General features: G+C 74.0%; 17 protein-coding genes and 1 pseudogene. 5 read left to right on the top strand and 13 right to left on the bottom strand.

Annotated elements, in window-relative coordinates; all coding sequences use genetic code 11:
- Positions 1 to 82: 82 nt before the first annotated feature.
- Positions 83 to 1,732 carry a CTP synthase gene (locus ACGFT1_RS05120; protein WP_373907609.1) on the bottom strand — a complete coding sequence of 550 codons (1,650 nt, stop codon included), beginning with the start codon at positions 1,730 to 1,732 and terminating at the stop codon, positions 83 to 85.
- A gap of 521 nt (positions 1,733 to 2,253) precedes the next feature.
- Between ACGFT1_RS05120 and ACGFT1_RS05125 the strand changes: the two genes are divergently transcribed.
- The 3 genes from ACGFT1_RS05125 (at position 2,254) to ACGFT1_RS05135 (ending at position 7,224) form a co-directional block, all read left to right on the top strand.
- Positions 2,254 to 4,056 carry a glycoside hydrolase family 15 protein gene (locus tag ACGFT1_RS05125; RefSeq protein WP_373907668.1) on the top strand — a complete coding sequence of 601 codons (1,803 nt, stop codon included), beginning with the start codon at positions 2,254 to 2,256 and terminating at the stop codon, positions 4,054 to 4,056.
- An 88-nt stretch (positions 4,057 to 4,144) separates the two neighbouring features.
- A complete protein-coding gene (locus ACGFT1_RS05130) occupies positions 4,145 to 5,527 on the top strand; it encodes an FAD-binding protein (RefSeq protein ID WP_373907610.1) in 1,383 nt (460 codons plus the stop codon).
- Positions 5,528 to 5,577: 50 nt separating this feature from the next.
- The gene (locus tag ACGFT1_RS05135; RefSeq protein WP_373907611.1) at positions 5,578 to 7,224 is read left to right on the top strand and encodes a PucR family transcriptional regulator; all 1,647 of its coding nucleotides are present in this window, start codon (positions 5,578 to 5,580) and stop codon (positions 7,222 to 7,224) included.
- Positions 7,225 to 7,236: 12 nt separating this feature from the next.
- Here the strand turns inward: ACGFT1_RS05135 and ACGFT1_RS05140 are convergent, their stop codons facing one another.
- The 6 genes from ACGFT1_RS05140 to ACGFT1_RS05165 all read right to left on the bottom strand — a co-directional run bounded on the left by ACGFT1_RS05140 (position 7,237) and on the right by ACGFT1_RS05165 (position 13,385).
- On the bottom strand, positions 7,237 to 8,382 hold the full coding sequence (locus ACGFT1_RS05140; protein WP_373907612.1) for a glycosyltransferase family 4 protein: 1,146 nt from the start codon (positions 8,380 to 8,382) through the stop codon (positions 7,237 to 7,239).
- Positions 8,383 to 8,663: 281 nt separating this feature from the next.
- Positions 8,664 to 9,419: a hypothetical protein gene (locus tag ACGFT1_RS05145; protein ID WP_373907613.1), complete on the bottom strand. Its 756-nt coding sequence runs from the start codon at positions 9,417 to 9,419 to the stop codon at positions 8,664 to 8,666.
- Positions 9,420 to 9,452: 33 nt separating this feature from the next.
- A complete protein-coding gene (gene recN, locus ACGFT1_RS05150) occupies positions 9,453 to 11,195 on the bottom strand; it encodes a DNA repair protein RecN (protein ID WP_373907614.1) in 1,743 nt (580 codons plus the stop codon).
- A gap of 140 nt (positions 11,196 to 11,335) precedes the next feature.
- A complete protein-coding gene (locus tag ACGFT1_RS05155; protein ID WP_121789511.1) occupies positions 11,336 to 12,241 on the bottom strand; it encodes an NAD kinase in 906 nt (301 codons plus the stop codon).
- The gene (locus ACGFT1_RS05160; protein ID WP_373907615.1) at positions 12,238 to 13,053 is read right to left on the bottom strand and encodes a TlyA family RNA methyltransferase; all 816 of its coding nucleotides are present in this window, start codon (positions 13,051 to 13,053) and stop codon (positions 12,238 to 12,240) included. Before ACGFT1_RS05160 ends, ACGFT1_RS05155 begins: the two co-directional genes overlap by 4 nt.
- 56 nt (positions 13,054 to 13,109) lie before the next feature.
- Positions 13,110 to 13,385: a hypothetical protein gene (locus ACGFT1_RS05165; RefSeq protein WP_373907616.1), complete on the bottom strand. Its 276-nt coding sequence runs from the start codon at positions 13,383 to 13,385 to the stop codon at positions 13,110 to 13,112.
- 42 nt (positions 13,386 to 13,427) lie between these two features.
- Between ACGFT1_RS05165 and ACGFT1_RS05170 the strand changes: the two genes are divergently transcribed.
- Complete coding sequence (locus ACGFT1_RS05170) at positions 13,428 to 13,775, top strand: sterol-binding protein (protein ID WP_373907617.1); 348 nt, start codon at positions 13,428 to 13,430, stop codon at positions 13,773 to 13,775.
- On the opposite strand, the gene ACGFT1_RS05175 is transcribed toward ACGFT1_RS05170, so the two are convergent.
- The 4 genes from ACGFT1_RS05175 to ACGFT1_RS05190 form a co-directional block, all read right to left on the bottom strand.
- Entirely contained in the window at positions 13,759 to 14,571 is an 813-nt protein-coding gene (locus ACGFT1_RS05175) for an ABC transporter ATP-binding protein (protein WP_373907618.1), read from the bottom strand. The genes ACGFT1_RS05170 and ACGFT1_RS05175 overlap by 17 nt on opposite strands.
- A gap of 86 nt (positions 14,572 to 14,657) precedes the next feature.
- Positions 14,658 to 15,671, bottom strand: a complete 1,014-nt coding sequence (locus ACGFT1_RS05180; RefSeq protein WP_373907669.1) for a FecCD family ABC transporter permease — start codon at positions 15,669 to 15,671, stop codon at positions 14,658 to 14,660.
- Between the two features lie 29 nt (positions 15,672 to 15,700).
- A complete protein-coding gene (locus tag ACGFT1_RS05185; protein ID WP_373907619.1) occupies positions 15,701 to 16,744 on the bottom strand; it encodes a FecCD family ABC transporter permease in 1,044 nt (347 codons plus the stop codon).
- A 96-nt stretch (positions 16,745 to 16,840) separates the two neighbouring features.
- Positions 16,841 to 17,869 carry an HAD hydrolase-like protein gene (locus tag ACGFT1_RS05190; RefSeq protein ID WP_373907620.1) on the bottom strand — a complete coding sequence of 343 codons (1,029 nt, stop codon included), beginning with the start codon at positions 17,867 to 17,869 and terminating at the stop codon, positions 16,841 to 16,843.
- A gap of 74 nt (positions 17,870 to 17,943) precedes the next feature.
- Here ACGFT1_RS05190 and ACGFT1_RS05195 point away from each other — a divergent pair, with 74 nt between their 5' ends.
- Complete coding sequence (locus tag ACGFT1_RS05195; RefSeq protein ID WP_373907621.1) at positions 17,944 to 19,227, top strand: DUF1015 domain-containing protein; 1,284 nt, start codon at positions 17,944 to 17,946, stop codon at positions 19,225 to 19,227.
- A gap of 97 nt (positions 19,228 to 19,324) precedes the next feature.
- On the opposite strand, the gene ACGFT1_RS05200 is transcribed toward ACGFT1_RS05195, so the two are convergent.
- Together ACGFT1_RS05200 and ACGFT1_RS05205 are read right to left on the bottom strand one after the other, a co-directional pair.
- Complete coding sequence (locus tag ACGFT1_RS05200; protein ID WP_373907670.1) at positions 19,325 to 20,260, bottom strand: hypothetical protein; 936 nt, start codon at positions 20,258 to 20,260, stop codon at positions 19,325 to 19,327.
- Positions 20,261 to 20,305: 45 nt separating this feature from the next.
- Positions 20,306 to 20,913, bottom strand: a pseudogene (locus ACGFT1_RS05205) (hypothetical protein); the annotation flags it as partial.

Below are 20,913 nucleotides of genomic sequence, written 5' to 3' on the forward strand. Positions count from 1 at the left end.
AAAACCGGGGTGCCCACCCTTCTCAGGTGTGCACCCCGGCCACCGTACAACCGGTGGATCACTTCGCGATCTTCCGCGCGTGTCAGCCCTGCTGCTGGCGTTCGACGGCCGCCTTCACCAGGCCGGCGAAGAGCGGGTGCGGACGGGTCGGGCGCGAGCGCAGTTCCGGGTGCGCCTGGGTGGCGACCAGATAGGGGTGGACCTCCCGCGGGTACTCCACGTACTCGACGAGCTTGCCGTCCGGGGAGGTGCCGGAGAACAGGATGCCGGCCTTCTTCTCCAGCTCCGCGCGGTAGGCGTTGTTCACCTCATAGCGGTGGCGGTGGCGCTCCTCGACGTACTCCCGGCCGTCGTACACCTCGCGCACGATGGAATCCTCGGCGAGCTTGGCCGGGTACATGCCCAGCCGCATCGTCCCGCCCATGTCGCCCTCACCGGCGACGATGTCCATCTGCTCGGCCATGGTGGAGATGACCGGGTGGCCGGTCGCCGGGTCGAACTCGGTGGAGTTGGCGTCCGGGATCCCGGCCAGGTTGCGGGCCGCCTCGATCACGATGCACTGGAGGCCCAGGCACAGGCCGAGCAGCGGGATCCGGTTCTCGCGGGCGTAGCGGATGGCGCCGACCTTGCCGAGCACACCGCGGTCGCCGAAGCCGCCGGGGATGCAGATGCCGTCGACGTCACCGAGCTGGGCCTGGGCGCCGGCCGGGGTCTTGCAGTCGTCCGAGGTCACCCACTTGATCTTGACCCGGGCGCGGTGGGCGAATCCGCCGGCCCGCAGCGCCTCGGTGACCGAGAGGTAGGCGTCGGGCAGGTCGATGTACTTGCCGACCAGCGCGAGGGTGATCTCGTGGTCCGGGTTGTGGACCCGGTCGAGCAGGTCGTCCCAGGTCGTCCAGTCCACGTCCCGGAAGGGCAGGTCGAGCTTGCGGACGACGTAGGCGTCCAGGCCCTCGCCGTGCACGGTCTTCGGGATGTCGTAGATCGAGCGGGCGTCCGGGCAGGCGACGACGGCGGCCTCGTCCACGTCGCACATCAGCGAGATCTTCCGCTTGATGGCGGTGGGCACCTCGCGGTCGCAGCGCAGCACGATCGCGTCGGGCTGGATGCCGATGTTGCGCAGCGCGGCCACCGAGTGCTGGGTGGGCTTGGTCTTCAGCTCGCCCGACGGGCCGATGTACGGCAGCAGCGAGATGTGCACGACGAAGACGTTGTCCCGGCCGACCTCGTGGCGGACCTGGCGGACCGTCTCCAGGAACGGCAGCGACTCGATGTCGCCGACGGTGCCGCCGACCTCGGTGATGACGACGTCGACCTCGTCGGTCGCCATGCGGCGGATGCGGTGCTTGATCTCGTTGGTGATGTGCGGGATCACCTGGACGGTGTCGCCCAGGTACTCGCCGCGGCGCTCCTTGGCGATCACCGTGTTGTAGACCTGACCGGTGGTGACGTTGGCACTGCCGTCCAGGTCGCGGTCGAGGAAGCGCTCGTAGTGGCCGATGTCCAGGTCGGTCTCGGCGCCGTCGTTCGTGACGAACACCTCACCGTGCTGGAAGGGGTTCATCGTGCCCGGGTCGACGTTCAGGTACGGGTCGAGCTTCTGCATCACGACGCGCAGGCCGCGAGCCTTGAGCAGCATGCCCAGGCTGGAGGCCGTCAGCCCCTTGCCGAGCGAGGAGGCGACACCCCCGGTGACGAAGATGTGCTTGGTCGTCGTGGATTTGGAGGGCATGGCCAAGAGGGGGCTCCCGTGGTCGCTGTCTGTGATGCGGGGCGGCTGCCGGACGGGAAGGGCCCGGGGTGCCGTCGCTGCGGTTCGGGGGTTCGTCGCCCACCGCTCCACGGGCTACCAGCGTATCAGCGCCCGGACGGGATGGCTCCCGGGCACCCTCCGCGCACGCCCGGGCACAGGCCGCTCCGTCACGTACGTCACTACGGACAGTTCTCACCCCACCGGTCACCCGTTCGGCCCACACGGGTTGTCCGGAGCGGCGCGCGGATCATCTGGGTGCGTCGTATCCTGCTCGGACACTCGCTGCCGAGCCCGGCCGGAAAAGACGGCACACCCCCGCTGCATCACACCGGAACAACGAGAGCGCGGCAGTTCGTTGAGCAAAGACTTGTCGTGTTGCCTCAGGGCTCGGCGGGCTGCTTTGCTTCACCGCTCAATGACGCACAACAACGACCCCCTTGACCGCACTAAGCGATATCCCCCTGCGCGGGGGTGACGTGGCCGTTCGACTGGAGTTGCACGTGGCCGGGCGCATCGAAGACTACGCACTCATCGGAGACATGCAGACCGCGGCACTGGTCTGCCGGGACGGCACGGTGGACTGGCTGTGCCTGCCCCGCTTCGACTCGCATGCCATCTTCGCCGGCCTGCTGGGCACCGAGGAACACGGCTTCTGGCGGCTCGGCCCGGCGCACGCGGCCGACGCCGAGCCGCCCACGGCGGCCCGGCGCGGCTACCGCGGCGACTCGCTGATCCTGGAATCCGAGTGGGACACCCCGCGCGGCACGGTGCGCGTGACCGATTTCATGCCGCCGCGTGACGGCGCCCCCCAGCTGATCCGGATCGTGGAGGGCGTCACCGGCCGGGTGCCGATGCGTTCCGCCCTGCGGATGCGGTTCTCCTACGGCCGTGTGGTGCCGTGGGTGCACAAGCACGAGGGCCGCACGGTGGCCGTCGCCGGGCCGGACTCCGTGTGGTTCGACACGGAGGCCGAGACCTACGGCAAGGCGCTGACCACGTACGCGGACTTCACGGTCGCCCCGGGTGACCGGATCGCCTTCACGATCTCCTGGGAGCCCTCCCACAAGCAGCCGCCGCCGCTGCCGGAGCCGGAGCAGTCGCTGGAGGCGACGGAGACCTTCTGGCGCGAGTGGGTCGAGCACTGTACGTACCACGGGCCGTACCGCGAGGCCGTGGTGCGCTCGCTGATCACCCTGAAGGCGCTGACGTACGCCCCCACGGGCGGCATCGTCGCGGCCCCCACCACCTCCCTGCCCGAGGACATCGGCGGCGTCCGCAACTGGGACTACCGCTACACCTGGCTGCGCGACGCGGCGATCACCCTCTCCTCGCTGCTGCGCACCGGCTACCGCGAGGAGGCCCGCGCCTGGCGCGAGTGGCTGCTGCGGGCGGTGGCCGGCGACCCCGAGAACCTCCAGATCATGTACGGCATCGCCGGCGAGCGGGAGCTGGGCGAGGCCGAGCTGGACTGGCTGCCGGGCTACGAGAACTCGGCCCCGGTCCGGGTCGGCAACGGCGCCGCGCACCAGCTCCAGCTGGACGTGTACGGCGAGGTCACCGAAGCCCTGCACCTGGGCCACATGACGGGCCTGGCCCGCAACGACTACGCCTCGCTGCTCCAGCTGAAGCTGATCCGCTACCTGGAGGACCACTGGCAGGAGCCGGACGAGGGCATCTGGGAGGTGCGCGGCCCGCGCCGGCACTTCGTGCACTCCAAGGTGATGGCCTGGGTCGCGGTGGACCGCACCATCAAGCTGATCGAGTCCGGTGACGCGGACGGCCCGCTGGAGCGCTGGAAGGAACTGCGCGACGACATCCACCGGGACGTCTGCGAGAAGGGCTACGACCAGGAGCGCAACACCTTCACCCAGTCCTACGGCTCCCGTGAGCTGGACGCCTCGCTGCTGCTCATCCCCCAGATGGGCTTCCTGCCGCCGGACGACAAGCGGGTGATCGGCACCATCGAGGCGATCCAGCGGGAGCTGTCCACCGCCGACGGGTTCATCCTGCGCTACCCGACGGAGGGCGACGACGCGGGCGTCGACGGCCTGCCGGGCGACGAGGGCGCCTTCCTGGCGTGCTCGTTCTGGATGGCGGACGACCTGGCGATGATCGGCCGGGTGGACGAGGCCCGCAGGCTGTTCGAGAAGCTCCTCTCCCTGCGCAACGACCTCGGTCTGCTCGCCGAGGAGTGGGACCCGCGCCTGAAGCGCCAGGTCGGCAACTTCCCGCAGGCGTTCAGCCACGTCCCGCTGATCGACACGGCCCTGCGCCTGACCGCCTCGGGGGCGTACGGCGGCTGAACGCGACCGGAGGACAGGGCCCGTCGAAGCCGGCGGGACGGCCTAGGCTGGAGGCGGACGACAGCCCCTGTTGCGGAAGGGGGCGGCCATGGCTTCCCTCTCGAAGGCGGGCGCGGCCCTGGACGCGCTGCGCGACGATCTGGTCGGCGCGGTGCTCGCCCCGGCCGACCCGGGTTACGACGAGGCCCGTACGGTCCTCAACGCGATGATCGACCGGCGGCCGGCCGTGATCGCCCAGTGCGCGGACGCAACCGACGTGGTCCGGGCGGTGCGTTTCGGCCGGGAGCTGGATCTGCCGATCGCGGTGCGCGGCGGCGGGCACGGCGTGGCCGGTGCGGCGCTCGGCGACGGGGCGCTCGTGGTGGACCTGCGCCGGATGCACGAGGTGAGTGTCGACCCGGCGGCCGCGGTGGTCCGGATCGGAGGCGGCGCCACGATGAGCCATCTGGACCGGGCCACCGAGCCGTACGGCCTCGCGACCACCGGCGGCCGGGTCTCCACCACCGGCGTCGGCGGACTCGTCCTGGGCGGCGGCACCGGCTGGCTGGACCGTGCCTTCGGTCTCGCCGCCGACAACCTCCTCGAAGTCGAGCTGGTGACCGCCGACGCCGAGCGGGTGCACGCCGGCGCCGACGAGAACCCCGAGCTCTTCTGGGCGCTGCACGGCGGGGGCGGCAACTTCGGCGTCGCCACCGCGCTCACCCTGCGGCTGCACGAGCTGCCGGAGTTCTCCGTCGTCCTGCTGCTGTACCTCCCCGAGTCCGGCCCCGACGCCGTCCGCACCTTCGGTGAGGTCATCGCCGACGGGCCCGACGAGCTGGGCGGCGCGATGCTCTACGGGGTCGGCCCGCCCGCGGAGTTCGTGCCGGAGCGGCTGGTGGGCACGCCGCTGTGCGGGGTGCTGCTGACGTACGCGGGCGGCGAGGACGACCTGCGCAAGCTCGCCGGGCCGCTGCTCGCGCTGCCGCACGAGGTGGAGCTGGCCGGTGACATGCCGTACGCCGACGTGCAGTGCATGCTGGACGTCCCGCCCGGGCTGCGCCACCACTGGTCGGCGCAGTGCCTGACCGGGCTGCCGGACGAGGTGGTGGACGTCCTGTGCGCCCGCGCGGACGGCCTGCCGGTGCCGGCCGGCTGCCGGCACCTCCTGTTCCCCCAGGGCGGGGCGATCGCCGCCGGCCCGCGCGAGTACCCGGTGCCCTACCGGGACGCGCCCTGGGCCGCGCACCCGTTCGCCCTCTGGGCGGAGCCGGCCGACGACGAGCGGGCGACCGGCTGGGTGCGGGACGTCTGCGCCGGCCTGAGGCCGTGGAGCACGGGCGCCGTCCACCTCAACTTCGTCGGCGCCGAGGGACCCGAGCGGGTCCGGGCGGGCCTGGGCGTCGGCAACATCCTGCGCCTGGAGAAGGTGAAGCGGCGGTACGACCCCGACAACGTGTTCCGCTTCAACCACAACATCAGGCCGGTGTAGCCGGCCGCCGGACCTGTCATCGGGCCGTTTGCGCAGGTAGCGTCCGCTGCATGGACAGCCGTACGGACCACCGTTTCGACACCCAGGGCGCCGGTATCACCGTGCAGCGGGCGCTGGAGCTGCCCGGGCTGCGCAGCGGGCTGCCGGAGATCCTGGCGGGCGCCGACCGGCTCGGCCGTACCGTGCGCTGGGTGCACGCCGGTGAGGTGCCGAACATCGCCTCACTGCTCAAGGGCGGCGAGCTGCTGCTCACCACCGGTTACGGCGTGGGCACCCGCCCGGCCGAGCAGCGGGCCTTCGTCCGCACCCTCGCCGAGCGCGGGATCGCCGCCCTGGTGGTGGAGCTGGGCCCGCGGTTCGCCCGGCTGCCCGCCGCCCTGGTGGACACCGCACGGACGGCCGGCCTGCCCCTGGTCCAGCTGCACCGCGAGGTGCCGTTCGTGACGGTGACCGAGGAAGTCCACACCGAGATCGTCAATCACCACTACGCGCTGCTCCAGCGGGCGGAGGAGGTGCACCGGCGGTGCACGGAGGCCCTGCTGGGCGGCGGCGGGGTGCCGCAGGTCCTGGGCATCCTGGCCGACTTCGGCGGCAACCCGGTGTTCCTGGAGACCGCCGACGGCCGCCTGCTGTACGCCGCCGGGCCCGGACCCGAGGGCGCGGACCCGCTCCAGGTGTGGGAGGGACTGCGCGGCCCGCACAAGGACGCCCCGCCGCCCGCCGGTTCGGTCCTGGTCGACGTGCCCGGCGGCGGACCCGGTACGACGGGTTCGGTGCGCGCCCGTCTCGTCCTGCTGCCGGTGCGGGCGCCGCTGGCCCCGGTGCACCGGATTGCCGCCGAGCGGGCCGCGGGCATCCTGGCCGTGGTGCTGATGCAGGCCCGGCAGGAGGAGGAGCTGGCGGCGCGCGGGCGCGGTGACTTCCTCACCGACCTCGCCGAGGGGCGGATCGCGGCGGAGGACGCGCCCGCGCAGGCCCGGGTCCTCGGCTTCAAGCCCGGCGACAGCCCGCTGCTGCCCGTCGTCATGCGCGTCGGGGACGCCCTGGCGCCCGGCGGGGGCTGGGCGGTGCTGGCCCGGGCCGTCTCGGAGGAGCTGGCCGCGGTGGGGGTACCGGTGCTGCTGGGGGTGCGGCCGGTGGAGGGCCGGGTGCCGGTGCTGCTGGGGCTGCGCTCGGAGTCGGAGCGGGCAGTGGTCGCGGACCGGGTGGCGGCGGCGCTGCGGGCGGGTGTCGAGCGGGCCGGGATGCGGCGGCCGGGCTCCCCTCCCCCGGTGGTCGTCGTCGGCGTGGCCGGTGGCTGGGCGGCCGCCTCGGCGGGGCTGCGGCACGCGGCGGAGACGGCGACCGCGGCGCAGGGCCTGAGCGACCGGCCCTGGTACGACGCCCGCCGCCTCGACATCGACCTGCTGCTGTGGCGGCTGCGCGAACATCCGGACCTGGCGGCCTTCGTCGACCGCGCGATCGGCCCGCTGCGCGAGCACGACCACCGCTCGCGGCCACCGCTGCTGCCCACCCTGGAGACCTATCTGGCGCACGCCGGCCGCAAGGCGGAGACCGCCCGCGAGCTGCACCTCAACCGGCAGACCCTCTACAACCGGCTCGCCCGGATCGGTGAGCTGCTGGGCACCGACCTCGACGACCCGCAGACGGTCCTGGCCCTGAGCCTGGCCCTGCGAGCCCGCCGCCATGTGCCGTAGCCCCGCCGCCGCTCAGGCAAGGGGCCGGGGCTGGGTCAACTCGTCGTAGACGCTGAGCACCTGGGCGACGGTCTCGTCCTCCGTCGGCCACGTCGCCGCCTGCCGCGCCCCGCGCTCGCGCAGCCCCGCGCACCATCCGGGGTCGGCCAGCAGCCGTACGACGGTGGCGGCCAGGGCGTCCGCGTCGCCGTAGGGGACGAGGGCCGCCGCGTCGCCGACGAGGTCCGGGATGCCGCCGACGCGGGTCGCGACGAGCGGCACGCGCGCGTGCAGCGCCTCCTGGGCGAGGACGGACCGCGCCTCCCAACTGCTCGTCAGCAGCGCCAGATCGGCGGCGGCGAGCAGCTCGGGCACGTCGTCCCGGCGTCCGACGAGCCGTACCGGAAGTTCCTCGTCCTCGATGCGCCGCTGGAGCACCGGACGCAGCGGCCCCTCGCCCGCGATCACCACCAGCGGAACGGGGTCGAGGTCCCGCCAGGCCCGGGACGCGTCCAGCAGGACGCCGTAGCCGCGCTGCCGGTCCAGGGAGCCGACGGTGATGAGCAACGGGCGCCCGGTGGCGCCGAGTTCGGCCCGGGTCTTGAGCCGCAGCAGGTCGGGGTCGTCCGGGTCCGCCGGATGTCCGGGCCGACGCCGGTCCGGTAGGGCGACGGCCGCGAGCCGGGCGTCGCGCGCACCGCACCGCCGGGCCAGGTCGACCAGGTCGGAGCTGGTGCCGAGGACCACGGCCGCGGTCCGCACGACCCGACGCTCGAGCACCCGCAGCAGTTGTGCCCGCGGGCCCTCGGCGCGGGTGCGGCCGTGCCAGGTGACCACCAGCGGGGTGCCGCGTCCGCCGAGTGCGAGCACGGTCCGGAAGGAGGCGTGCAGACCGTGCGCGTGCACCAGGTCGGCATGGGCGCAGGCCGTGCGGAGCGCGGCCACGGAGACCGGGTCGCTGCTGCGCGGCACGTGCACGTGTTCGGCGCCGGCTCCGGTGAAGTCGTAGGCGCGTTCGGCCTCGACGGGGGCGCACACGGTGACCCGCACGCCCCGCGCCACGAGCCCCTGGGCCAGGGACCGCACGTGCGCGCTGCTGCCGGCGTTGCCTCCACCGAGCACCTGCACGGTGCGCAGCGGCGACTGGCCGTGCGGTGCGTTGCTGCTCACGGGGGTCACGTGGCCGGGGCTCCTGGTTCGCGTGGGCGGTACGAGGAAACGTACAGAAGGTAGCGGGCTCAGGGGGCCGGAAGGGCGCGCCCCGCGCGCCTCCCGCGCGAACGGTCCGGACCCGCCACCCGCCCCCCGTTCCCTGCCAAGCATGCCAGGGCGTACGGCTGTTCAGGGACGGCCAGGAGGGCGCACCACGCGGCGGGCCGGGGCAATGCGCCGGAGCACATCACCCACACGGGGGAGGGAAATTCCGCCATGGCCGAACGACGGCCCGGCATACGGTGAGGTCAGCAGCCCATGGCGCGCGTCCAGGCGCTGACCCGGTCCCCGTACCGGGCCGCCGCCACCACCGCGACCGCGTGGGCGAGCAACCCCGCGCGCCGGTTTCCCGCCGCCACGGCCGCCCCCAGCGCGGCACCGAGGGAGTGCGCCCCCGTGTCCCCGAGCATCGTCCGCTCCGCCACGTCCTCCGGCAGCACGGCCGCGGCCGCCCCCAGCGCACCGGCGGCGAGCTGCCCGCCGGCCCCCGCGCGCACCACCGCCGGCGCGCCGAGCAGGAGCACCGCGCCGGCGGCCCGTCCGGGCCGCACGTCCACGAGGTTGACCAGGTGGGCGGTGCCTGCGACGGCGATGCCGGCGAGCAGCCGGTCGAGCGGGTGTTCCTTCAGCAGGGCTCCCGCGGCCAGCCCGGCCGCCCCGATCCCGAACAGCTTCACGGCGCCGCTGGTGACCTCCCCGTCCCTCAGCGCCCCCAGGTGCGCGCGGAAGCCGCGCCGGTGGTCCCCGGCCACGTCGTCGTACGCCCCGCACGCCCCGGCGGCGAGGACCGCGAGTCCGGCCCCGGGACGCACCCGGGCCACGGCGAGGGACGCGCCGAGGGCCGCGGCCGGACCGGCGTACAGCCCGACGGTGCGCCCGGCGTGGTTCGTCCGCTCCCAGCGCTCCCGCCCCCCGGGCGCCCGGGCGCGCAGCAGGGCCTGGCCGGCCCGGGTGAGTCCGGCGGCGAGGAGGAAGACGCGGGACGACCGCGTCGCGCCGATCATCGCGCCACCCTGGTCACCGGCGGGGACGCCGGCTCACAGGGCGGCCCGGGCCGTCGCCAGGAGCTCCTCGGCGTGCGCCCGGGCCGTCTCGGAGTCCTCCTGGCCCGCCAGCATCCGCGACAGCTCGCGGATGCGGTCCTCGCCCTCCAGGACCTTCACGCCGGAACGGGTGACCGACCCGTCGTCGGTCTTCTCCACCAGCAGCTGCCGGTCGGCGAACGCGGCGACCTGCGGCAGGTGGGTGACCACGACGACCTGCGCGGTCCGGGCGAGCTTCGCCAGGCGCCGGCCGATCTCGACCGCGGCCTTGCCGCCGACCCCGGCGTCGACCTCGTCGAAGAGGTACGTCGGGACCGGGTCGGTGCCCGCGAACACGACCTCGACGGCCAGCATCACCCGGGACAGCTCACCGCCGGACGCACCCCTGGCGATGGGGCGGGGCGGGGCGCCGGGGTGCGGGGCGAGGAGCAGCTCGACCTCGTCGGCGCCCGACGGCCCGTAGGCGACCGTACGGCCGCCGACCTCGACGCCCTCGGGGTCCTCGGTCTGCCGGATGTCGAAGGACACGCGCGCGTGGGGCATCGCCAGCGAGGCCAGCTCGGCGGTCACCGCGGCGGCGAACCGCTCGGCGGCCTCGGCGCGCGCGTCGGTCAGCGCCTGTGCCAGCCCGCCCAGCTCGGCGCGCAGGGCGTCCCGCTCGGCGATCAGCTCACCGGTCCGCTCGTCGTCGCCGTCCAGCTCGGTGAGGCGCGAGGCGCTCTGCTCGGCCCAGGCGAGGACGGCGTCGACGTCCTCGCCGTACTTGCGGGTCAGCGCGGTGAGCGCGGCCCGCCGTTCCTCCACGGCGGCCAGCCGCAGCGGATCGGCGTCCAGGTCGTCGGCGTATCCGGCCAGCTCGCCCGCCACGTCGCCGAGCAGGATGCCGATCTCCCCGGCCCGGTCGGCGAGCGCGGCCAGCGCCGGGTCGTGGGAGCGTACGGCCTCCAGCGCCCGGTGGGCGCCCGCGACGAGGGTCGAGGCGTCGATCCCCTCCGGGTCCTCCGGGTTGCCCGCGAGAGCGGCGTGCGCGGCCGTCGCGGCGGACGCCAGTGCCTCGGCGTGCCCGAGCCGGTCCGCCTCCTCTGCCAGCTCCGCGTCCTCCCCGGGCCGCGGCTCCACGGCGGCGATCTCGTCCAGCCCGTACCGCAGCAGGTCGGCTTCCTGCGCCCGCTCCCGGGCACGGGTGGTGATCTCCTCCAGCTCGGCGGAGACGGCCCGCAGCCGCCGGTACGCCTCCGTGTAGGCGGCGAGCGGCACGGCGACGGCCTCGCCCGCGTACCGGTCCAGGGCCTGGCGCTGCCGGGACAGCTTCAGCAGCCCCTGCTGGTCGGTCTGCCCGTGCACGGCCACCAGGTCGTCGGCCAGCTCGGCGAGCAGCCCGACGGGCACGCTGCGTCCGCCCAGATGCGCGCGGGAGCGGCCCTCGGCGGAGACGGTACGGGTGATGAGCAGGGCCCCGTCGTCCAGCTCGGCGCCCGCCTCCTCGGCCCGGACGACGGCGGTGGCGTCGGCGGGTACGGCGATCCGCCCCTCGACGACGGCTTTCTCCGCGCCGATCCGCACCAGCGCCGGGTCGGCCCGGCCGCCGAGCAGCAGCCCCAGGCTCGTGACCACCATCGTCTTGCCGGCACCCGTCTCACCGGTGACAGCGGTGAACCCCGGTGACAGCTCGACCACAGCGTCGTCGATGACCCCGAGTGACCGTATCCGCATCTCCTCCAACACGGAACAGACCATACGAGGTCCGGGGCGGGGAGCGCACACGGCCCGCCCGTGTCACCCCGGCGAGTGGTCCCGCCGACGGGGCGCGGCGGACCGCCCGACGAGCCAGGAAGCACCCGCACCCGCCGGCGGACCACGCCGAGCCCCACGATCCGCTAGTGCGGCGCTCCCCGCCATCCGGTGGTCGGCAGCGCGAACTTGGCCACGATCCGGTCCGTGAACGACGAGTGGTGCAACCGGGCGAGCCGCACCGGCACCGCTCCCCGCCGCACCTCCACCCGCGCCCCCGGCGGCAGCTCGACGGTCCGCCGTCCGTCGCACCACAGGACGCCGGGCGGAACGTGCGGCAGGACCTCCACCGCCAGCACCGAGTCCGGCGAGGTGACCAGCGGCTTGGCGAACAGGGCGTGTGCACTGATCGGCACCATCAGCAGCGCCTCCACCTCGGGCCACACCACCGGCCCGCCGGCGGAGAACGCGTACGCGGTGGACCCGGTGGGCGTGGACAGGACGACCCCGTCGCACCCGAACCCCGTCACCGGCCGCCCGTCGATCTCCAGCACGACTTCCAGCAGCTTCTCGGCGCCGGCCTTCTGCACGGCAGCCTCGTTCAGCGCCCAGTCGGTGTGCACGATGTCCCCGTTGCGGTGCACGACGACATCCACGGTCATCCGCTCCTCGACCTCGTACGACCGTGCCACCACCCGGTCCACCACGCGGTCCAGGTCGTCGCGTTCGGCCTCGGCGAGGAAGCCGACGCGCCCGAGGTTGACGCCGAGCATCGGGACCCCGGAGGCCCGCGCGAACTCGGCGCCGCGCAGCAACGTGCCGTCACCACCGAGCACGATCAGCAGCTCGCACCCGTCGAGGCACTGCGGGGTGGCCTCCTTGACGAGCCCCACCTCGTCGGGGAGCGGCAGGTCGCGGGCCTCCTCCTCCAGTACCCGCACCCCGATGCCGTGCCGGAGCAGGCCCTTGACGACGAGTTCCGCGCTGCGGATCGCCGCGGGCCGCCCGGTGTGGGCGAGCAGGAAGACAGTACGCGCCAGGTTCTGTGTCACCGGGGCCCCTCCGCCACTGCACGGTCGACGTCGGCCGGGTCCACCTCGGGTGCTCCCGCCCGCAGCCAGAGAAAGTACTCCACGTTCCCCGAGGGCCCGGGCAGCGGGCTCGCGGTGACGCCACGCACCCCGAGTCCCAGCTCCCAGGCCTTCCGGGCCACTCCCCGCACGGCCTCCGCCCGCAGCTGCGGGCTCCGTACGACACCTCCGCTGCCGAGCCGTTCCTTCCCCACCTCGAACTGCGGCTTGACCATCATCACCAGGTCGGCGTCCGGCTTCACACACCGCTTCAGGGCGGGCAGCACCAGCCCGAGCGGGATGAAGGACAGATCACCCACGACTAGATCCACCGGTTCCCCATCGATCGCCTCCAGCGTCAACTCGCGTACGTTCGTACGGTCCTTGACGGTGACGCGTTCATCGTTGCGCAGACTCCAGGCGAGCTGCCCGTAGCCGACGTCCACCGCGACGACGTGGGCGGCGCCCGCGCGCAGCAGGACGTCGGTGAAGCCGCCGGTGGACGCGCCGGCGTCCAGCGCGCGCCGGCCCTCGACGGCGAGGCCCTGCGGCACGAAGGCGGCGAGCGCCCCGGCGAGCTTGTGCCCGCCCCGGGACACGTAGTCCGGGTCGCTGTCGTCGGCGCGGACCACGATCGCCGCCGCGGCCTCCACCTGGGTGGCCGGCTTGGTCGCCACGGTCCGGCCGACGGTGACCCGGCCGGCGGCGATCAGCTGGCCGGCGTGCTCGCGCGAGCGCGCGAGCTTCCGGCGGACCAGCTCGGCGTCGAGACGGCGGCGTGCGACTCCTGCCACGTTCGGTTCAGCTCCTGCTATTCGTACGGCGGTCGAGGGATGCGACCCGGAGGGCCTCACCGGGGGGCGGCGATCGGGTGACGGTCCGGAACCGGCGGTCCCGGGCGGGCGTCGAGCGCGGTGAGCGCGTCGCGCAGCCCCCGGTGCACATCCTCGTACACCTCGGTGTGCCCGTCGGTGGCGAGGTGGCCGGCGTCGGCCAGCCGCTCCAGCAGGGCGTCGACCCCGGCGTCGCCGGTGGGGGTGCGCGGGATGTTCAGGGGGGCCGGGGCGGCGGGGTCGTACGCGGGCTCCGCCGCGGCGGTCCCGGCCTCGGACACGGACTCGCTCATGCCCAGACGCTACCCCGAACCGCTGGGGTACCGTCGGTGGCGATGGCCACGATCGAGGAGTGCCGCGCCGCACTGGGCAAGCTTTCGGACAACATGCAGGGGGCAGGGGGCGAGGTCCGCGCCGCCGCCGCCCTGGACCGCTCGGTGAGCTGTCACATCACCGATCTCGACGTCACCTTCGCGGGCCGGCTGACCGGCGGTCGGATCGAGGTCGACGCGACCCACCCGGGGCACCCGCCCGAACGGGCGCAGATCCGGCTCGCCATGGCCGGCGACGACCTGATGGCCCTGGTGGGCGGCGGGCTGAACTTCGCGACCGCCTGGGGCTCGGGCCGGGTGCGGCTGGAGGCGAGCCTGCTGGACCTGTTCCGGCTCAGGAAGCTGCTGTGACCCGCCGCGCCCGCGCCTTCCGGGCGGCCGGCACCACCAGCGGGGTACCGGTCTCGGGGTCGTCGATGACCTGACAGCGCAGCCCGAAGACCTCCTCGACCAGCCCGGCCGTGACGATGTCTCCCGGGGCGCCCTCGGCGACCACCTCGCCGCCGCGCAGGGCGATCAGATGGGTGGCGTAGCGGGCGGCGTGGTTCAGGTCGTGCAGGACGGCGACCAGGGTGCGGCCCTGTGTCTCGTGCAGCTCGGCGCACAGGTCGAGGATGTCGATCTGGTGCTGGATGTCGAGGTAGGTGGTCGGTTCGTCGAGCAGCAGCAGCGGGGTCTCCTGGGCCAGCGCCATGGCGATCCACACGCGCTGGCGCTGCCCGCCGGACAGTTCGTCCACGTACCGGTCCGCCAGCGCGTCGACCCCGGTCCGCCGCATCGACTCCTGGACGACCCGCTCGTCCTGCGCGGACCACTGGCGCAGCAGGCCCTGGTGCGGGTAGCGGCCCCGGCCGACGAGGTCGGCGACGGTGATCCCGTCGGGCGCGACGGACGACTGCGGCAGCAGACCGAGGGTCCGCGCCACCTTCTTCGCGGGCATCGACCGGATGGCCTGCCCGTCCAGCAGCACCCGGCCCCGGCTCGGCCTGAGCATCCGGGACAGCGCCCGCAGCAGCGTCGACTTGCCGCACGCGTTCGGGCCGACGATCACCGTGAACGAGTGGTCGGGGATCTCCACCGACAGCTGGTCCGCGATGACGCGCTGGTCGTAGGCGAGGGTGACGTTCTCGGCGGACAGGCGGTTCACAGTGCTCCTGGGGTCTTTCGTTCGGATCGGGCCGGATCGGGGAGCGGGGGCCGGTGCCGTGCGAGGGGTGTTCGGGGAGGCGCCGCTCATATCCGGCCCGCCCTGCGCTCGGCGACCAGCAGCCACAGCAGATACCCGCCGCCGAGGACGCCGGTGACGACGCCGACGGGCAGCTGGTCGGCGCCGAACAGGCGCTGGGAGGCCCAGTCGGCGGCGACCAGCAGGGCGGCCCCCATGCAGAGGGAGGGGACCAGGTTCGGACCCGGGGAGCGGGTCAGGCGCCGGGCGAGCTGCGGCGCGGTGAGCGCGACGAAGCTGACGGGGCCCGCGGCGGCGGTGGCGGTGGCGGTGAGCAGGACGGCGCAGACCATCAGCAGGAGCCGGACGCGCTGCACGCGTACACCGAGCGCGTTCGCGACGTCGTCGCCCATCTCCATCATCCGCAGGCCGCGCGCGTTGACGAGGACCATGGGGACGAGGACGGCGCACACGGCGAGGAGCGGCTGGACCTGGTTCCAGTCGCGGCCGTCCAGCGAGCCGGTCATCCACACCACCGCGCGGGCCGCGTCGACCAGGTCGGCCTTGGTGAGCAGGTAGCCGTTGACCGCGGTGACGAGCGCGTTGACGCCGATGCCGACCAGGACCAGCCGGTATCCGTGCACGCCCTGCTTCCAGGCGAGCAGATAGATGGCGAGCCCGGTCACCAGGCCGCCGATCAGCGCGCCGGCGGTGACCTGGGCGGCGCCGCCGGACATCAGCACGATCACCACGAGCGCGCCGGCCGTCGATCCCTGCGACAGGCCGAGCACGTCCGGACTGCCCAGCGGGTTGCGGGAGACGGACTGGAACAGGGCGCCGCCGAGCCCCAGCGACGCACCGACCAGCAGGCCGACGAGGACCCGCGGCAGCCGCAACTCCTCGACGATGAAGTCCTGGTAGGCGGTGCCGTTCCCGGCGAGCGTCCTGAGCACGTCGGCCACCGGGATCCTCGCCTCGCCGGTGCCGATCAGCGCGATCCCGGCGGCGAGCGCGGCGGCCAGCACCAGCACGACGACCGTCAGGGCACGCGGGTCCAGCCGCAGGGACAGCCCGCCGGGCATGCGGACGGCACGGCTCCTGGAGTGGGTCTTCACAGCTGGGCCGTCCTCCGCCGTCGTACGAGAAAGATGAAGACCGGGCCGCCGACGACCGCGGTCACGATGCCGGCCTGCACCTCGGAGGGCCGGGCCACGACCCGCCCGAGGACGTCGGCTCCGAGCAGCAGCACGGGCGACAGCACCGTGGCGTACGGCAGGATCCAGCGCAGGTCGGGGCCGGTGAAGGAACGCACCACGTGCGGGACCATCAGGCCGACGAAGACGATCGGGCCGCAGGCGGCGGTCGCCGCACCGCACAGCACCACGGCGGACAGCATGGCCAGCGCGCGGGTCCGGTCGAGGTTCGCGCCGAGGGCCCGGGCGGTGTCGTCGCCCATCTCGACGGCGTTCAGCGGCCGGGCCAGGGCGAGCGCGAGGACGGTGCCGGCCGCGAGGAACGGCAGCACCTGGAGGATGGTCGAGTCGGTGGCCGAGGCCAGTGAACCGACCGTCCAGAAGCGCAGCTTGGCCAGCGCCGCGCCATCCGTGATCATCACGGCCTGGAGATAGCCGTAGAGGGCGGCGCTGATCGCCGTACCGGCGAGCGCGAGCCGCACCGGGGTGGCGCCCCGGCTGCCGCCGAGGAACCACACCAGCGCGCCGACCGCCGCGGCGCCGAGGAACGCGAACCACACATATCCGGTCAGGCTGGTGACGCCGCCGTAGGTGAGGGCGGTGACGACGGCGGCGGAGGCGCCCGCGTTGATGCCGAGCAGCCCCGGGTCGGCCAGCGGATTGCGGGTCAGCGCCTGGAGCACCGCACCCGACAGACCGAGCGCGGCGCCCACCAGGAGCCCGAGGACCGTGCGCGCGAGCCGGTCGTCCACGACGACGTCCCCGTAGGTCCCCGAGGCGTGGAAGAGGCCGTGCCAGACCTGGTCCGGGGACAGCGCCTTCGCCCCGATCGCGATACTCGCCAGGGCGACGAGCGCCAGGAGCACGGCCGAGAGCAGGAGCCCGACGGCCCTTGCCGCTCGGCGGGTCGGGGGCGCGGCCGCGGCTTCCGCGCGCTGTTCCGGAGGACTGTCGACCAACACCCGGTTAGGTTAGCCTACCCTGCCTATTATTCGGGCCCCTGGTGTCGACGCATCCCCCGCAAGACGGAACTCGAACCGCCTTCCTGGACAGCGGCCTCACAACCCCAGCCGGTCCAGCGCCTTGCCCGCGTCCAGCTCGCACGCGCCGTCCCCGGCCGCCGTCCACGCCGCCGCGCACAACGCCCGCAGCCCGTCCAGCGCCGCCCCGTCACCCTCCAGCGCCAGCCGGCCGGACCCGGCTGCCGCCGTCCAGCCACCGCAGCGGAAACCGTCGCCCTCCGCGGCGACCTCCGGCTGCCCGGTGAGCAGCCCGCGCAGATCGGCGTCCACGAACGTCGGCCGGTGCCGCGGCGGCGCGGCGAGCAGCTGCGGCGCGTCGGTGACGCCGGTCAGCACCAGCAGCGAGTCGACCTCGCCGTGGAACGCGCCCTCGATGTCCGTGTCCAGCCGGTCCCCGACCACCAGCGGGCGCTCGGCACCCGTCCGGATGATCGTCTCCCGGTGCATCGGGGGCAACGGCTTCCCCGCAACCTGCGGCTCGGACCCGGTCGCGATGCGCACGACCTCCACGGCCGCCCCGTTGCCCGGTGCGATGCCCCGCGCGCTCGGGATCGTCAGATCGGTGTTGGACGCGAACCACGGCACCCCGCGCCTGACCGCGTACGACGCCTCCGCGAACCGCCCCCACGGCAGATCGGGCCCGCCGTACCCCTGCACGACCGCCGCCGGGTCGTCGTCCGCCGACTCCACCGGCACCAGGCCGCGCTCGCGCAGCGCCACCCGCAGCCCCTCCCCGCCGATCACCAGCACCCGCGCCCCGGCCGGCACCTGCTCGGCGACCAACCGCGCGACGGCCTGAGCGGAGGTGATGACATCACCGGCACCCGTCGGTATCCCCAGCTCCGTGAGGTGCCCGGCCACGGCGTCCGGGGTCCGCAGCGCGTTGTTGGTGACATAGGCGAGACGCATACCGTCCTCGCGGGCCGCCGCCAGCGAGTCGACCGCGTGCGCGATCGCGTTCCCGCCCGCGTACACCACCCCGTCCAGATCGAGGAGCGCCGTGTCGTACGCCTCGTTCAGGGGCCGCTCACTGCTCTCGGGCCTCGTCCTGACACCCTGGCTCATTTCGCATCGCTCCTCGTTCGCTCGCCTTTCCCCCGATCATCCCGCACACCGCCGGCCCCACGTACGATGCCGGGATGAAGACAGCAGGTCACTCGGAGGCAACGGCGCGCCGAGGCCTGGAACTCACACCGTTCCGAGGCCTCCGTTACGACCCCGACCGGGTCGGCAGCCTCGCCTCCGTCACGTCCCCTCCCTACGACGTCGTCGTGCGCCCCGACGGCCTGCACCACCTCCAGTCCGCCGACCCCTACAACATCGTCCGGCTGATCCTGCCCCAGGCAGGCACGCCGAGCGCCCGCACCGAGCAGGCGGCCGACACCCTCCGGCGCTGGCTGGACGAGGGCATCCTCACCGCGGACCGGAAACCCGGCCTCTACGTGTACGAGCAGCAGGACACCGACGGCATGCTCCAGCGCGGGGTCATCGGCACCCTGCGCGTCACGGATCCCGCCGAGGGCGTGGTGCTTCCGCACGAGGACGTCATGCCGCCCGTGGTCGCCGACCGCGCCGCCCTGATGCGCGCGACGCGCGCGAACCTGGAGCCGCTGCTGCTGACGTACCGGGGCGACGGCACCGCCGCCGAGGTCGTCGAGCGCACGGCCGGCCGCCCGCCCTTGCTGGCCACGACCACCGAGGACGGCTTCCACCACCGGCTGTGGTCCGTCACCGACCCCGACGACCTCACCCTCATCCGGTCCGACCTCTCCGGCCGGCAGGCCCTGATCGCCGACGGCCACCACCGCTGGGCCACCTACCTGCGGCTGCGCGCCGAACATCCCTCCCCCAGTCCCTGGGACCACGGCCTGGTCCTCCTGGTGGACACGGCCCGCTATCCGCTGCGGGTCCGCGCCATCCACCGGCTGCTGCACGGCCTGCCGGTCGCCGACGCCCTGTCGGCCGTGTCGGGCCTGTTCCGGACACAGCGCCTCGACGTGGGGCTGCCGCAGGCCCTGGAGGTGCTCGCGGACGCCTCCTGCGAGGGCAACGCCTTCCTGCTGGCCGGGGACGGCGCCTTCCACCTCCTGGACCGCCCGGATCCGGACCTGCTGGCCCGGACGATCCCGGCTGACCGCCCGGCCGCCTGGCGTTCCCTGGACGCGACGGTCCTGCACACCACGCTGCTGGAGCACGTCTGGCGGATCCCGGAGGACTCCCCGGCCCACATCGCCTACATACACGACACGGCGGCGACGGTCGAGAAGGCGGAACGCGACGGCGGCACGGCCGTCCTGATGCACCCGGTCCGCGAGGAGGTCGTCCGCGACCTGGCCCGGCAGGGCGTCACGATGCCCCGCAAGTCGACGTCGTTCGGCCCGAAACCGGCCTCGGGGCTGGTCCTGCGCGCGCTGGACATCTGACCGGGCACGAGCAACGGCACAACACACGGCAACAGAACGGCACGAAAAAAGAGGGCGGGCTCCCCGGGGAGCCCGCCCTCTTCGTCACCGACCTGGGTCAGTCCTTGTCACCGGCGTCCGGGGAGGCGACATCCCCGGCATCCCCGGCCTTCTCGGATTCGGCGGCTCCGACGACCCCGGCGGGCTTGCCCGGCTCCTCGGCTTCGGCGAGCTCGTCGGACACCTCGACCTCGTCGATCCCGACAGCCTCCTCGGCCTCCTCGGGCTCCTCCGACTCGGCGGACTCGTCGACCTCGACGGGCTCCTCCGACTCGGCGGACTCGTCAACCTCGACGGGCTCCTCCGACTCATCCTCGGCCAGGGCGTCGACGAACTCCACGCCGTCCAGCTCGGCGAGCCGGTCCGACGCGTCCGTGCTGCTGTCACGGTCGGCCTCGACGGCCTTGGCGAACCACTCGCGCGCCTCGCGCTCCCGGTCGGCGGCCAGCAGCGCGTCGGCGTACGCGTAGCGCAGACGAGCGGTCCACGGCTGCACCGACTGGGAGGCCAGCTCGGGGCTCTGGAGGGTCACGATGGCCGCGTCCAGCTGCCCCATGTCACGCCGGGCACCGGCGGCGACGAGCCGCATCTCGACCTGCCCGGCCTTGTCCAGCTTGTGCACCTCCGGGGCGCCGGCCATGTCCAGCGCCTTCTCCGGCCGTCCGAGTCCGCGCTCGCAGTCGGCCATGACCGGCCACAGCTCCACGGTGCCGGTCATCCGCCGGGCGGCCCGGAACTCCCCGAGGGCCTCGGCGTACTTCTGGGTGGCGTACGCGGCGAACCCGGCGGCCTCCCGTACTGCGGCCACGCGGGACGCCAGACGCAGGGCCACCTTGGAGTAGCCGTACGCGCCCTCGGGGTCCTCGTCGAGCAGGCGGGCGACCATCACCAGGTTCTTGGCGACATCCTCAGCGAGCGTCTTGGGCAGGCTCTGAAGCTCCTGCCGGACGTCCTTGTCGATCTCGTCACCGGTGACGTCCTCCGGGATCGGCAGCCGCTTGATCGGCTCCCGGTCCCGGTCCCGCTCATCACGGAACCGGCCACCACCACGCTGGTCGTCCCGGCGGTCGTCACGGCCCCGGAAGCCACCGGGTCGGCCACCGCGGTCGTCCCGGCGGTCGTCGCGGTGGAAACCGCCCCGCTCACCCCGGTCGTCGCGACCCCGGAAACCACCACGGTCCTCACCACGACGGTCGTCGCGCCGCTCGACACGACCGTCGTCACGGCGGTCGTCGCGACGGAAGCCGGCGCTGCGGTTGTCGTCGCGGCGGAAGCCGCCACCTCGGTTGTCGTCGCGGCGGTCGTCGCGGCGGAAACCGCCGCTGCGGTTGTCGTCGCGGCGGAAGCCGCCGCCTCGGTTGTCGTCGCGGCGGAACGGGGGACGGTCGCCGCCCCGGTCGTCCCGGCGGAAGCCGCGGTCCCCACGGTCGTCCCGACGCGGCCCGCGGTCACGGTCGTCGCGCTGGAACGCGGGACGCGAACCCCGGTCACCCTCACGACGGTCGTCGCGCTGGAACGGCGGACGCGAACCCCGGTCACCCTCACGACGGTCGTCGCGCTGGAACGGCGGACGCGAACCCCGGTCACCCTCACGACGGTCGTCGCGCTGGAACGGCGGACGCGAACCCCGGTCACCCTCACGACGGT

Origin of the sequence: Streptomyces sp. Y20 (assembly GCF_043195475.1) — a bacterium.
GTDB lineage: Bacteria > Actinomycetota > Actinomycetes > Streptomycetales > Streptomycetaceae > Streptomyces.

What these genes read in the sequence shown, in the direction of transcription:
- ACGFT1_RS05145 (WP_373907613.1), bottom strand. Translation starts at nt 9,419, where the DNA reads ATGATCGGCGCGACGCGGTCGTCCCGCGTCTTCCTCCTCGCCGCCGGA.
- ACGFT1_RS05195 (WP_373907621.1), top strand. Translation starts at nt 17,944, where the DNA reads ATGAAGACAGCAGGTCACTCGGAGGCAACGGCGCGCCGAGGCCTGGAA.
- ACGFT1_RS05190 (WP_373907620.1), bottom strand. Translation starts at nt 17,869, where the DNA reads ATGAGCCAGGGTGTCAGGACGAGGCCCGAGAGCAGTGAGCGGCCCCTG.
- ACGFT1_RS05135 (WP_373907611.1), top strand. Translation starts at nt 5,578, where the DNA reads ATGGACAGCCGTACGGACCACCGTTTCGACACCCAGGGCGCCGGTATC.
- ACGFT1_RS05170 (WP_373907617.1), top strand. Translation starts at nt 13,428, where the DNA reads ATGGCCACGATCGAGGAGTGCCGCGCCGCACTGGGCAAGCTTTCGGAC.
- ACGFT1_RS05165 (WP_373907616.1), bottom strand. Translation starts at nt 13,385, where the DNA reads ATGAGCGAGTCCGTGTCCGAGGCCGGGACCGCCGCGGCGGAGCCCGCG.
- ACGFT1_RS05130 (WP_373907610.1), top strand. Translation starts at nt 4,145, where the DNA reads ATGGCTTCCCTCTCGAAGGCGGGCGCGGCCCTGGACGCGCTGCGCGAC.
- recN (WP_373907614.1), bottom strand. Translation starts at nt 11,195, where the DNA reads ATGGTCTGTTCCGTGTTGGAGGAGATGCGGATACGGTCACTCGGGGTC.
- ACGFT1_RS05180 (WP_373907669.1), bottom strand. Translation starts at nt 15,671, where the DNA reads ATGCCCGGCGGGCTGTCCCTGCGGCTGGACCCGCGTGCCCTGACGGTC.
- ACGFT1_RS05120 (WP_373907609.1), bottom strand. Translation starts at nt 1,732, where the DNA reads ATGCCCTCCAAATCCACGACGACCAAGCACATCTTCGTCACCGGGGGT.